The 14095-nt window shown below is 56.5% G+C and carries 7 protein-coding genes and 1 tRNA gene; 2 read left to right on the plus strand and 6 right to left on the minus strand.

The genetic code is table 11. From position 1 onward, the window contains the following. Positions 1–46: 46 nt before the first annotated feature. On the minus strand, positions 47–1021 hold the full coding sequence (locus THTE_RS14075) for an NAD-dependent epimerase/dehydratase family protein (RefSeq protein ID WP_157732116.1): 975 nt from the start codon (positions 1019–1021) through the stop codon (positions 47–49). A gap of 277 nt (positions 1022–1298) precedes the next feature. Further along, positions 1299–4076, minus strand: coding sequence for a DNA gyrase subunit A (gene gyrA, locus THTE_RS14080; protein ID WP_095416025.1), 2778 nt, complete (start codon positions 4074–4076; stop codon positions 1299–1301). A gap of 476 nt (positions 4077–4552) precedes the next feature. Between gyrA and THTE_RS14085 the strand changes: the two genes are divergently transcribed. Both THTE_RS14085 and THTE_RS14090 read left to right on the plus strand, forming a co-directional pair. Beyond that, positions 4553–4635, plus strand: a tRNA-Leu gene (locus THTE_RS14085). A 1019-nt stretch (positions 4636–5654) separates the two neighbouring features. Continuing rightward, positions 5655–6995, plus strand: coding sequence for a DUF6807 family protein (locus THTE_RS14090; protein ID WP_157732117.1), 1341 nt, complete (start codon positions 5655–5657; stop codon positions 6993–6995). Positions 6996–7215: 220 nt separating this feature from the next. On the opposite strand, the gene THTE_RS14095 is transcribed toward THTE_RS14090, so the two are convergent. The 4 genes from THTE_RS14095 to uxaC all read right to left on the minus strand — a co-directional run bounded on the left by THTE_RS14095 (position 7216) and on the right by uxaC (position 13951). Then, positions 7216–7851, minus strand: a complete 636-nt coding sequence (locus tag THTE_RS14095; RefSeq protein WP_157732118.1) for an RNA polymerase sigma factor — start codon at positions 7849–7851, stop codon at positions 7216–7218. 149 nt (positions 7852–8000) lie between these two features. Next, positions 8001–8276 (minus strand): hypothetical protein, encoded by a 276-nt coding sequence (locus THTE_RS14100; RefSeq protein ID WP_095416028.1) that lies wholly within the window; start codon positions 8274–8276, stop codon positions 8001–8003. A gap of 345 nt (positions 8277–8621) precedes the next feature. Further along, entirely contained in the window at positions 8622–12353 is a 3732-nt protein-coding gene (locus THTE_RS14105) for a DUF5696 domain-containing protein (RefSeq protein ID WP_095416029.1), read from the minus strand. A gap of 167 nt (positions 12354–12520) precedes the next feature. Next, positions 12521–13951, minus strand: a complete 1431-nt coding sequence (gene uxaC, locus THTE_RS14110; protein ID WP_095416030.1) for a glucuronate isomerase — start codon at positions 13949–13951, stop codon at positions 12521–12523. Between the last annotated feature and the right edge of the window lie 144 nt (positions 13952–14095).

Consider the following 14095-nt stretch of genomic DNA (forward strand, 5'->3'; position numbering starts at 1 on the left):
TTGGTCCTCTATCACTCAACTAAGCGACTGTCGATGGTGAACGAGTTTAATGTTTTACGGATGAATTCCTTTTATAATGGGTAAGCCACCACTGGTAGGTGTCGTTCACGGTTATTTCAAGGGGGGTTTCCGGTTTCCAGCCGGTCGTCTGAGCAAGCTTGTCAATTCGTGCGATCGGATCATACTTAAGACCGGGGCGTATTTCAATCACCGGCCGAGCAGGATCGGCCAGCCCCTGAAGAATTCGAAAAACCTCGCCACTGGTGCGGGGAACCCCGGAGCCCACCAGATAAATCTCGCCCGGCTGGCCCCTCTCAGCCAGGAGACGGTACGCGCGAACCACATCGCGGACGTCACAAAGATCGATTACTGCCTGAAGCGTGTGAATCTTAACAGGCGAGTCTCCTCGCGCGAACTGGGCAGCCCAGGCGGGTAACATCATTTTTTCCGATTGACCAGGCCCCGTATGCGGAAATGCCCGCGCGATGATCACAGGTAGCTTCTGGCTGTGATATGCTTCCAGCAGGATTTCTTCGGCCGCAAGCTTTGTTTGCCCATAGGGGTTACGGGGCTGCACAGGATAAGTTTCATCAACAAAGGTGATTCCGTCCTGCGGCACGCAATAAACGTGACTGGTGCTGGCAAAAATGACTCGGGGCACTTCTGAAAGACAAAGGGCAAGCTCTACAAGCCGGCGTGTTCCTTCGACGTTGACTGCCCACGCGACGTCGGTCGGCTCGCTGTTCCCGCACATTTCCGGCACCGAAATCGCCGCAAGGTGGTAAATCACAGTTGGGCGAAAAGTTACCAGAAAATCAACGACACCACGTGGAGGGCCGCTGGAATTCGCAAGGTCCCAAATCAGCAGGTTTCTTGATTCAGGAAGTTGACCCCAAAAGGCCGAGCCTTCTGGCCATGTGTTGGCGATGCCTGCGACTTCATCGCCCTGGCACCTCAGGTACTGACACAAGTGCCGCCCGACAAACCCCGTAATTCCTGTGATTAGAGCACGCTCGGCCATCCTTTGCTCCCACATTTGCCCACCATATCATCGTCGCTGACAGAACAACCATGAGTGTACGTAGGGGGGAGAAGGTGGACAAGCGTCAGGCGAACCCCACCGGGAAAAGAGAAGGCCAGAAGTCGGTCTGTGATGGTAGGCTTCAATCGAAGGCCGATCCGCGTCTGGTTTCTCCACCGATCGTAAATTCGCCTCGCCGGTGAGCCTGATTAAGATCACGGCCGATCGTGTTGGCCAATCTCATTCTTGCGATGGTTGTTCAACCATGTGTGAAAGGTTATTCGCGGTTGTCGGCAGAGTTTCCCGGTTCGGCGGGGATCCGCTTGACTGCCACCACGGTGTCCCCTTCGTCCAGTGTCATCAAACGGACGCCCTTTGTGTTCCGACCGACGAGCCGAATCTCGCTGACCCGCAACCTCTGCGTCTTGCCCTTGGCCGTCATCATGAGAATCTCGTCGTCCTCATGAACGACGGCCACTCCCACGACGGGGCCGTTTCGGGCGTCCGTCTTGATGTCGCGAATCCCCTTGCCGCCGCGGCGTTGCGTCCGGTAATAGAACTGAGAGCCGACCTCTCCCTCCTCGGCTTCCTCGCTTTCGTCTGCTTCTGGCTCTTCGACGGAGGTTTCTTCCTCCGGTACTTCCTCGTCCGACGCAGTTGCTTCCGTTTCGTCCTCGGGCTTCTCTATTTCCTCGTCAGCGACAGGGCCCGCGGTGCTCGCTCCAATGGGAGTGCGTTTGCCGTAACCGTGGGCACACACTGTGAGCAGGCATGCATCCGGCTCAGCAACCACGAGACCGACCACCCGATCATCCCCAATGAGTGAAATCCCTTTTACGCCCGCCGCGGCTCGACCCATAGGACGGACGTCCGATTCGCGAAACCGGATGGCCATACCTTTTTCGGTAGCCAGGAGCACTTCGTCCCCCTTTTTGGTGACCACAGCTCCGACAAGCTCATCGCCTTCACGCAGTTTGATGGCGATAATCCCGCCGCGAACGGGCCTGCCGTAGGCTGAGAGTGCCGTCTTTTTGACGAGTCCACGGGCTGTTGCAAAAAGAAGGTAATGATCGGGGAGTGAAAAATCTCGCACAGGCCGGCACGCCGCTACCTTTTCGTCCGGCTGCAAGCTGAGGAGGTTGACGATGGCACGTCCCTTGGCATCGCGAGGGAGCTCCGGAAGTTCGTAAACTTTTCGCCAGTGCACGCGACCAAGATTTGTAAAAAACAAAAGATAGTCGTGGGTTCCGGCAAGGAATACGTGCTCGATGGGATCTTCGTCATCCACCCGGGCCCCCTTCAAACCCTTCCCGCCCCTCCGCTGTGCCCGATAAGCTGACACGGGGGTCCGCTTGATATATCCCGCGGAACTGATGGACACGACCATCATCTCGTCGGGAATCAGTTCTTCAATATTAAAAGCCCCCACCTCTTGATCGGAAATTTCCGTGCGGCGCGGATCCCCATACTTATCCTTGATTTCCGTCAATTCCTGTTTAATTATTTCGAGAATATTCTTTTCATCGGAGAGGATTCGATTGTATTCCTTGATATTCTCCAGTAGATTGCGGTGTTCCGAGACGAGCTTTTCCTGCTCAAGATTGACGAGATGGCCCAGCGTCATCCGCAGGATGGCGTCCGCCTGAACAGGAGTAAGGAAGTACTCCTCGGCGATGCCACGCTCTTTCTGGAATTGAGCAAACCCCTCTTCACCCAATGCTCGGGCAAGCATTGCCGCAGGACAGGGGATCGCCATCAGGCGTTCCTTCGCCTGGGCCTGGGTCTCTGAGGTGCGAATGACGCGAATCACTTCATCAATATTGGCGAGAGCCAGCAGGAGCCCCTCGACGGTGTGTTTCCGCTGGCGGGCCTTGGAGAGCAGGTGTTGCGTCTTGCGACGGATGACCGTCACGCGGTGCCGCACGAACTCCTGGAGAAGCTCCTTGAAATTGAGCAGGCGGGGCTTGCCGTCCACGAGGGCCAGCAGATTGATGGAATATGTCTGCTGCAGAGGAGAATATTCATAGAGTTGATTGAGTACGATTTCCGGATCAGCCTCGCGCTTCAATTCCAGAACGATGCGAACGGGTTCTTTCAGGTCACTCTCGTTGCGGATGTTCGCGATTCCAGGTATCTTGCCCTCGGTAACAAGCTCGGCGATCCGTTCTTCAATTTTATCGCGCTGCTGCTGAAAAGGAATTTCTTTAATAATAATGCGATAACGATTATCGCGATATTCTTCAATAACAGCCCGTGCGCGAATAACGATCGTCCCGTGGCCTGTCAAATAACCCTGGCGGATACCTCGGCGACCACAGATAATGCCACCAGTTGGGAAATCAGGACCGGGGACGATTTCCATCAGTTCGTCGATGGTGATCTCGGGATCATCAATCAGCGCGATGAGAGCATCGCAGATCTCGGTGAGATTGTGAGGGGGGATCTCAGTCGACATCCCCACTGCAATTCCGGTCGCTCCGTTCACAAGCAGATTGGGGAACTTGGACGGAAGAACGGTAGGCTCGAGGCGCCGCTCGTCGTATGTGGGGACGAAATCGACCGTGTCCAGGTCCAAATCTTCCAGCATCATCGCCGCGTAAGGCGAAAGCCGGGCCTCTGTGTAACGCATGGCGGCTGGCGGAAGACCGGCGATTGATCCGAAATTCCCCTGCTTGTCAATAAGGACGTAGCGCATATTCCATTCCTGCGCCATCCGGACAAGCGTCGGGTAGATGACACTCTCGCCGTGGGGATGGTAGTTTCCGCTCGTGTCACCGCAGATCTTCGCGCATTTGACCCTCGCGGCACCGGGCGTCAGGTTCAGGTCATTCATCGCCACCAGGATGCGACGCTGCGAGGGTTTGAGACCGTCGCGGACGTCGGGCAACGCCCGGCTGACGATAACACTCATCGCATAGGTGAGGTAGCTCGACTTAAGCTCGTCCTCGATAGGAAGAGGAATCAGGCGGCTACCGTCACCGTTACCGCCGGCTGCACTGCCTTGACTGGCCTGGCCAGTGTTTTCCGCTTCGGGAAGATCCGTTGCGTCGGACATAATGACCCGTATCCGTAGGTGTCAGGTGGGAAAACTTTACGAATGAGCGTTTCTGGCTGTTATTCCACAAAAAACCGTCAATTGGGCCGGTCCTTCATCCTTCACCGCAGGGAAGAATGATGCCTCTGACGCTGGTGGGCCCGGCTTTCGGGTTCCGCCGCAGAAGCATTTAAAACCTTCAGTGTACCAGATTGACAAACCGCTGGCAATGACGCCTCAATTTCGAACGCAATACCTAACTTATTGGCACAAAAATACTTGCGTGGCATTCTTTTCGCTTGCAGTGGACCGGGACTTGCCACGCCACCCGGTTGCGAGGATACTTAAGAAACACAAAAAAGAGCGTTGCGACCGCGGGTCTATCACGCCAGCGGAGACAGCCGGAATTGCCTCGGATGCGAGGTTTGAAACCGTTGCAACCAGGTGTGGTGATCACCACTGGCGGCGCACGGTGGTCCACGCTCGGAGAAGAATCGGCCGGAGTGGCGGAATGGCAGACGCGCTGGACTCAAAATCCAGTGGCCTTCGGGCCGTGTGGGTTCAACTCCCACCTCCGGCACTGATGCCATCGGCTGAACTTCAGCGGACACGATATTTGAGCGTCTGAACTGTTTCGACTTCTCTCCGGTCCGGATGGCACTCTGGCATTTGAAGCCATTCGGCGGCATGAGCTTTTCTAGATCTATCGGCTGGGCATTTTTAGCGCGCGTTGCTGCGGGCTGGCAATTTCTGTGCTCTTGTCCCAGGCGAAACGGAACTCGAAGAAAGCTTCCAGGCAACGAGGTCTGAACCTGAGTTATTCCCCACTTTTCTACTGCGGGAAAGCGGCACGGACCTGGACAACCACGTGGGCAAGAGCAAGCTTCAGCCCGATGGGATGTGCTTGTCACGCCCATATTCGGAGGGACCTGCTTGTCAGGTCCGCCTCTCGGAGGGACCCGCTTGTCGGGTCCGTTTGTCAACGTTCGATCATCCATTGCCTTTCAGCGGGGACTAAAGTCCCGTGTGGAAAGCGGGGCTAAAGCCCCGCACTCCATGGAGTGCGGCGATTCATCGCCGCTTTTTGGTGAAGGCTTTAGCCTTCACAACCTTCCCCGGATGGCACGACGATGACCGGTCGGGGTAAACCCGAGCCTCCAATCCACACAATGGAGGGACCTGCTTGTCGGGTCCGTTGTTCTACGTTCGATAATCCATTCCCATTCACCGGGCACGACAAGCGTGCCCCTCCGACCTTATTCGGAGGGACCTGCTTGTCGGGCCCGTGTTTTCGGCCCTTGATGCCCCATTTCATTCTGTGGGCACGACAAGGGTTCAACGGTAGGGGCGATTCATGAATCGCCCTGGGCAAAACACGGCGCGTGGCAAATCGATGGTGTTTCGGTAGGAGCAATTCATGAGTTGCCCCGCCAGCACTTTGCGCTCGCGGCATGTCACAAGTTTTGCAAAAAATGAAGGTGGCTCAACGGGGACGGCTGATTGCAATTCGCGCCGCTTGCTGTCATGATACGCCTATCAGTCGAAGATACGGCTGCAATGGGATTTTTGCGCGTTTCACCGGCAATTGGGGATGGCATCATGGGGAAACGGTTAGGAACATTTTTGCGTCATACTTTGGGTAACTGCGCTAGACGGGCGTACTTCTCGTTGCCTGTACTGCTGGTGGCGCTTCCGGTCTTTTTTGGCGGGCTGCCCGTGACCTGGGCCGGTGCTCCCACGGGAAGGCTCTGGCTGACCACGCCAGCGGCGGCGCTCCGGCAACCCCTCCGGGTTCGCCTGCCGGAAGGGTGTGCGTTGGACTCACACAAGGGCATTATGGTAAAGCAAGAGGAGGACACTCGGCGTCTTTCTGCCATACTGGTTAGTGGTCCGGACAAGATCGGGGAATCTCAACAAGGTGGCTACCTCATTGTGCGTGACGGTCAGTTTCCGTCAACGGAGGGCCTTTTGCGGTGGGTTGTCCAAGAGGAAGGGGAGAAGACTGGAGAACCGCCCGCGCCGTCTGAGTTTCGGTTCAAGGAGACATCCGATACCACGGTGACGCTTTATGAGGGTGAGTCACCAGTTTTCTCCTACAATTTTGGCCCGATCACGAATCCGAACGTCCCTGAAAAAGACCCTCGGCGAACGCGAGCCTGTTACGTTCACCCAGTTTGGGGACTGGATGGCGAAGTTCTGACCGACGATTTTCCCCGGGACCACTATCATCATCACGGGATTTTCTGGACCTGGCCGCACGTGGTCATTGGCGGGGAGGAGTTCAGTCTGTGGGAAGATCGCGGGGCCCTGCGGCAACGTTTTGTCCGTTGGCTGTGCCAGGAAACGCGCCCCGGGGTGGCGGTGCTGGGTGTGGAAAACGCGTGGGACCTCAATGGCCAAACCATGCTCACGGAGCGAGTATGGTTCACCGTGTACGCCCGGGGAAAGGAGGATCGTGTCATCGACGTCGATTTGTTCCTCCAACCCCGCGTGCCGATCACGCTCTGGGGAGCGGAGGGAAAAAGCTATGGAGGTCTCACGGTACGGTTTCGTCCTCCTTCCGAGAAAGAAGCGCGGATCACGGTTCCGGACGGTCTCACGAAGGACGATCTTTATGAAACCCGTCTACCGTGGGCGGACTTCACCAGTCGGTTTGGCGAAACCGACCAGTTGAGCGGCGCGACGATTATGATCGCCCCCACCCATCCTGACTATCCGCCCACGTGGTTGACCCGGCACTATGGCCCCCTCTGTGTGGGCTGGCCGGGAGTTCACAGCCGCACCCTTGAACCTCCGGAAACCGTTCACCTCCCCTATCGGCTTTGGGTTCACAGGCGCACCAGAAATGCCGAGGAAATTGCCGCCATTTACGAAGCGTATGCCGCTGGGTTTAAGTGCCAGTTCGGTGAGAAACCGGTTACCGAACCCGTTGCGCAGTGAGACCATGCAGAAGAAATAAACAGGCCTTCCCGTGACGGGTGACCATGCACCGTCACTTCACAGTGACCGGTGCTTGCCTTGCCGCCACGGAAGGCTTTTCTGCGTTTCGTTCTCCGGCGGTCGACATTCACGTTTGGTGAGCGTACGATTGTCATGCCCTGTTTAACCGGTATTCAGCCGCCGCAAATGACTTCCTTCCGGCTTTACCGGGCGGCTCATCTCAATCCAGAAACCCGGCCAACTGTTGGGCCAAACGTTTCCTGGCGACGTGAAGTCTTCGTTTGACCGTACCGAGTGGAACGGCAAATTCCTGACTCATCTCGTTGAGTGATTTGCCCTCGATGTAGAAGGCATACAGAGCTTCGCGGTCCATGGGTCCCAAACGCTCCAGTCCCTGCCGAACTGCCTCCTGGGCCTCGCGTCGGGTGACCTCGGCGAAGGGTTCCCGCCGGACGTCGCTCGATTCTTCCCAAGTTCGTTCGGACAGCGAGGGCGCGGCGTGCCGCCGGGTGACGTAATTGATCGCCAGCCGATCGGCGATTCTCCGCAACCAGCTCCCTAAAGCCTGCGGCTCTTTGAGCTGCGGCAGTTTACGTAGAGCCTGCAAGAAGACTTCCTGGCGGACTTCATCGGCATCAGCGTCCGATTTTATGCGGCGCCGGATGGTGTCGTACACCACTTGTCCGTATATCTCGATGACGCGCTCCCAGGCTTCCTCTTCTCCCCGTTTTGCGGCTTCCACTAGAGCGCAGATCGGCGATTCCGGCGCCTCGGGAAGGGGCAGTGGCAGTTCCGCCACGAACTCGGCGGAACTGGTTAATCGTTCGATTTCGAGCGGCTCAAGGACTGTGGCCATGGTTCCCTCCTTTATGCAAGGCGGACGGGAACCGTCACCCATCGGAGAGCCGACCGGCAAAAGGCGGATTGCTCCACGTCAATCCGCGTCACCGGACCGTGGGTGCTGGTTCACGTCCACCGAAAACTGTTGTGCTCAAACGAGTTCTGTCACGATTGTGGTGGACGCGACCAACCCCACCGGCTCTCCGGACGCTGCCAGCGTCCTTGACAAGCCGGCACCAGAGCCCAGGCGTAACATCCGGCCTCCGCGGACCTTGCCGCAAAAATGGAGGCGCGCAGAATGGCCTGGGACAAACAGAGCGCGCAGAGTCCCACACGCTTCACCGTGCGAACGACATCGACGACGTGCTTCACGACGTGACGCTTCACATCGACAACACCCATCGTCTTAACCGTCGTCACCGTTCGCACGAGCTTACGCATGATCCACCTCTGCGCGAGATTGAGAAAGGACCAACAAACCCGAATAACCAGATGGTATTCTTCGATCCACTGCCGTGCAACTCACGTGCCAGTGGAATTCACTCCCTTTATTTTACACATTCAGCACTGCAAAAACCAATACCCATGATATAAAGTTTTTCTGTCGCGCTCATCCAGCACAGTGCCCAGACTGTCTTCGGAAATTAGTGGACACATAAACCAGTCGGAAAGTTCGCAGGATCGCGTTGGGTCTATTACACTCAACAAACCTTTCTGACAAAAACAGCGATTTAAAAAATGGACATATTATGACCCAGCCACATGGAGTGGGTTTTCCTAATGCCATCAGGGAACCAGCCTGGCCGCCCATTCCCCTGGTTGGATCGCCAACCTGATTTCTTCCTGGCTGGAGAGCGGCTCCGTACGGACCACGTTTCCGTCGATGCCCAGAAACTCGATTTTCGTGGGTCGTGCCACTTTCCACGGCAACTTCGACCAGAAAATAGTCAATTGAGTGGACTGGTCTTCCAGCGGCAACGGCACCACCAGGACGCCATCCCCAATCGGCGACACGCGCACACCCTGGGCCGTCACGATTCCCCCGAAGTCCACTGGTCGGCCTTCCGCGTTCTTCCGGAGTAGCAACCGATCAGGCTCGTCGGCCTGTGGGATCCACGAAACCTGGCTGTCAGCAACCCGTCGAATTTTGCCCAACCGGATCCGCGACTGGCCGTCGTCCGGGCCGGCAAGGGAAAGCCGCCGGCCGTCCTGCGGGCGGTAAACTCCCACCCGTAATTCCAGCTCTTGCCCGGCCGGAATGCTCGCGGGAACTCTGGCCCGCACGACGGTGCTGATCTGGCCTGTGATACCGCTCAGATCGCGAGGTTCAAACTGCCCCTGGAAAATAATGTCGCCTTTTTCGTCACAAAAATGGGCGAACGGGACCCAGCCTGCTGGGATCGGCACTCGGGCTGCCCAATCCACGGAAATCTCGATCTCCTGTCCCTTGGGAGCGAACTTTGTGGCCCGCGGGCGGATTGGCTCAGGCCCCATGTAATCCTTTCGCGCATTGACGTAGATACTTTGAGGGCTGATCGCCCATTCTACAATCAGTCCGTCTCGCCGTGCGATCGCCGCTTCTTTAACCACACGGCCTGCCGGGGAGTTCTCAGCGGGCCGGGCGAGAAAACCAAATTGAGGCAGGACTACCCCGGCGACCTCCCAATCTGATTCGCCCCGGTTACACCAGGTTTCCATTCCACTAGCCCACTTCACATGAATGCGGTGGATGTTGTTATCAACGAATTCCACGTCTTCGATCCGATCAAGAGCCAATGCCCGACCTAATGCGGAAAGCAACCAGTATTTGCGCACAACGTCCTGCCCAAACGGTTGAGCCACCATCGCAGGGTGCCCCGTCAACACTTCGGTCGTGATGTAATCGTCGCTGTAAATCCCGTGCAAACGGGCATCCAAGCCGGCCTGATAGCGACCGGAATATCCGGCTCCGTGGAGAACGAAGCGGTCATGGTGGGCAGCGTCAAACCACGGCACCCGTTCAGCGTCCTCGCAGTCCCAGTTCCATACCGACCACTGATAATATCCGGGGATGGGTTTCCCCACGCGAAGATGGTTGGTGGTGGCTCCATCCAGCCAGCCTATCAGTTGGTCGTGACCGCTCTCAGAAATCTGGGGCGCATGATCCCCCAGGAGTTGGCGAATCCAGGCAAAATGCTGTCCCCAGGTGTTGCGAGTATAGACTTTGTCGAAGAATTTGCCATCGGCCGTCCAGTAATCGTAGGGGTCAATACTGCTCCAGACGTCGATGAAATAGGCAGTGGGCTTGATATGCTCCGCAATTTGAGTGAGGTTGGCTTGCAGAAAAGGTGCCACGCGATCCGCCCGATAACGATAGGATTGGGCCTGCCTCCCTTCATTAAACCAGGCCCTGACTGGCTGACCATTAGCATGAAAGGCGATGGTATCCAAATAAGAAAACCCTTCGGCATCTGGATAAAAGTCGATGTAGTTGTCGTGGAGGGCAAAACGAACTCCGGCTTGCCGACAGATTTGGGCCAGATACTGCATATCTTCGAGGGTGCCTAAACTCGGATTGGGCGGAAAAATCTCGGGCAAACGGTAGTCGTACCCCCAACGCTGCCAGTTGTGCCAGATCACCAGACTATCCGTCAGCCCATAGCGGAATGCCTTCTGCAAAGCGTCCGCGCTTTCGCGATAGCGTCCTCCCCACAGATCAAAGACAAACCTTCCCGCCAGCACCGGCACCCCATCCGATGGCTTAAGCCCATTCACCTCCCGCCATTGCTTGACGGCGTCCCACACACGGGTTGCCGGGATGAGCGTCATCTTCGATGCATGGGCAACATGCAGCGAATAGTGCCTTGCCGCCGGATTGACCTGGAATGCGCTTGGCGGAACATCGCACCCCTGAACAATCGAAAGTCCGCCATCGAATTCTAGCCCCACGAACGAAGTGGAAAGGCGATGTCCATCAAACCCAAGGGTATAGCTCTGGGGTTTTTGCACGACATTTCCGGCGCCTGCATAAACCCGGAATGCCTCCTCGGACCAGCTTCCCAACGCGACATCCTCAAGATGCACATCCACCCACGGACGGGCCGCCGGCACATTCTCGAGGCGCCAGTTCACGACCAGAGTTCCTTTTTCCGTACCCACCACGCCGATAAGGTCAAACGTCCCTGCGGCATTCTGAAAGCGATGCCTTGCGACAAGCCGCTGACCACCATCGGAGTTCTTCTCCACCTGGGATTCCACTCCCAGAAGCGCTGTCGCCGATCGGACCTTGTCCAACCGGGACCCCAGCACCGTGACTTCAAACCCGTGGAATGAGAGCACACGCTGTCCAAACCGAAAGCGAACATTCGCATCGAGCAATCCCCGAGGCCCCAGCTCCACCTCAGCCTGCCCCCGAAGTCCGCCGACCCCTACCGTTCCCAGAATGATCGGCGTGCCCAGTTTCGACGACTCACCTGCTCGCACCGTGGGAGTTGCCCCTGCAATCAGCGTCGGCTCTGCCCAGAAGGATGAGTCCCAGCCCGTGTTGTTCTTAGGACCGGGATGCGATTCGAGCTGGAGCCGAATCGTCTTCCCCGCATAAGCAGACAGGTCCACCTCATGCTGTTCCCAGGTTTTGGCCGTTGTGTGACGTTCGAACACAATCTTCCCGAATTCCCCCTCTGGTGCTGAAAGTTCCGCCACGCGGACCCGGAATGTAACCCCATCGCTTTGGCCCTCGGGCGTCATTCCTAGTGCGAATGACAAACGAATTGGGCCGCTCGCTGGCAGCACGATGGGAAACTCCACCATGCCCGTGCCCGTCTGCCCCTCATACCACGGAGGATGAATCCCGATGACGGGTTTCGTTGCCCCACCGAGCTCGCGCATCATCCTCTCGCATGTTCCATGATGGGAGGGATGCGATCCACGCCATCCCACCGGCATAGTCTCTGGGTCGTGCCCAAATACCTGAAAAACTGCCCGAAAAACGGGCACCTCTTCAAGTGCCAACGCCGAGTTATTCGGCAGTTCCAATGGCTTCCAATCCCACGTCGCGGTCGGCACTGGCGGAGCCCCGCGGACCGAGAAAATCAAGATCGGATGGAGCATTACTTCCTGACCGCCCAGGTCAAATCGACCGTAGGCGTGAATGGGATAGTGGGCATTGTAGATGCGCGGTCCAAATCGCAGTCGAAAACTTCGGCGGGCAGTTTCTCCAGGCGGGACAGCCAAATTGTCAATCTCTGCCGGATCAGCCTGACATCCGTCAATCGACCGCAGTCGAATCGTACCGCGGAGTGGCTTTTCAGTCGTGTTTTGCACAACGAGTGTGCACTCAAATCCTTCCGGTGAATAGCTTATCTCCGATGGCCCCTGGATCCGCAGGGTCACCCCAAAAGCGGAATCCACCGGTGGATTGTATGCGCTGGCTTTCGAAGAAAGCCCCAACACTGAGAACACCGCCAGCCAAAAAGCCCCTCCTAAAAGGAGCATCCACTCACCAGACCGCCGCGTCACATGGATTGGTGCCAAGCGCATCACGCCGACCTCCCGTCTCTTCGTTGTCGATACAGCAAAACACAGATGGGCACACCGTAAGGTGCCACTGCAACTGTCTCAAGATGGTTCGGCTGGTCAGATCAACATAGACGTTTCAAAGACGCAATACTCACATCGTTACCGCAATTTATCCCGGGAAAAACCCACTATTTCGACCCAGTGACCCCCGGAAAGTTGAAGTACTGGACCGCGTTGCGGTAGCAAACGTCGCGAACCAGTTCTGCGATCATATCAAAATCATTCGGGAGCAGCCCACGTTCCATCTCGCTGCCCAGGAGATTGCAAAGGATCCTTCGGAAGTATTCATGCCGCACAAAGGACAGAAAAGATCGACTGTCCGTCAACATGCCGACAAACCGACTGAGCAAGCCAAAATTGGAAAGTGTCTCCAATTGCTTGAGAATGCCGTCCCGCTGATCGAGGAACCACCACGCAGCCCCGTACTGCATTTTTCCGGGGATTCGCCCGTCCTGAAAACACGCGAGGATGCTTGCCACCACCTCGTTGACGGCTGGATTGAGATTGTACACGATCGTCTTAGTCAACTTCCCTTCCATCTCCAGGCGGTCGAAAAATCTCACCATACACCGGGCCACATTTCCGTCGGCGATTGCATCAAATCCTGTGTCTGGCCCGACCAATTGAAACATTCTCGTATTGTTGTTGCGCAGGGCCCCGACGTGGAACTGTTGTACCCAGCCTTTCTCATAGTCCATGAGGGCGCACTCGTAAAGCACTGCGGCTTTGAATTTGTTCCGCTCGTTTTGGGAAACCGAGCGTCCGTTGTAAACCTGCCGGAAAATCTGATTTAAATCCCCCTCCGTGGTTTCTTCGCAGTAAAACTGCTCAATTCCGTGGTCCGACACACGACAACCGTGCTGATGGAAGTAGTCGTGCCGTTTCCGCAAAGCCTCGATGAGCGTGGAGAAGTCCTTCACCTCCACCCCCGAAACCTCGCTGAGTTTGTCAATCCAGTGATGGAACCGGTCTGGGTCCTCCACCATAAGCGCTCGATCCGGCCGAAACGTGGGCAGAACGCGCACGTGAAACTCACCATCCTGAGCGACCTGCCTATGGTACCGAAGATCATCAGTGGGGTCGTCAGTGGTGCACACCACAACCACATTGAATTGCTTCAAAAGCCCGCGACAAGAGAATTCCGGCTGGGCTAATTTCGCGTTGCATATTTCCCAGATTTCGGCCGCTGTCTCAGGGCAAAGCAGCCGATCCGTAATTCCGAAAGGACGCTTTAACTCCATATGCGTCCAATGATAAAGGGGGTTGCGGAGCAACCGGGGTACAGTTTCCGCCCACTTCATGAAGACCTCGTAATCGCTGGCGTTTCCCGTGCAAAAATACTCGTCGACCCCGTTGGCACGCATCGCTCGCCACTTGTAATGGTCACCCCGAAGCCAAACCGCGGTCAAATTCGGAAAGCGATAATCCTGCGCAATAAGATCAGGGGGTAAATGCGAGTGATAATCGATGATCGGCAGGTCACGCGCAACCTCATGGTAGAGTCGTTCCGCCGTCTTGTTTTCCAGAAGAAAATCATCATCCAAGAACTTGTGCTCCATTCCTCACCTCATTCACCAATTTCAAGTGTTCTGAGCGTCAACCTGATCGAGCTTTGGCCCGGAGTTGTCTGTCCTATCTCCCACACTGCTTCGTGTAAAACACTCAGTCAAAAGTGCAGGAATGCGTTATTGGGGCGACACTTG

Source organism: Thermogutta terrifontis, from assembly GCF_002277955.1.
In the GTDB taxonomy this organism is placed as follows: Bacteria; Planctomycetota; Planctomycetia; order Pirellulales; family Thermoguttaceae; genus Thermogutta; species Thermogutta terrifontis.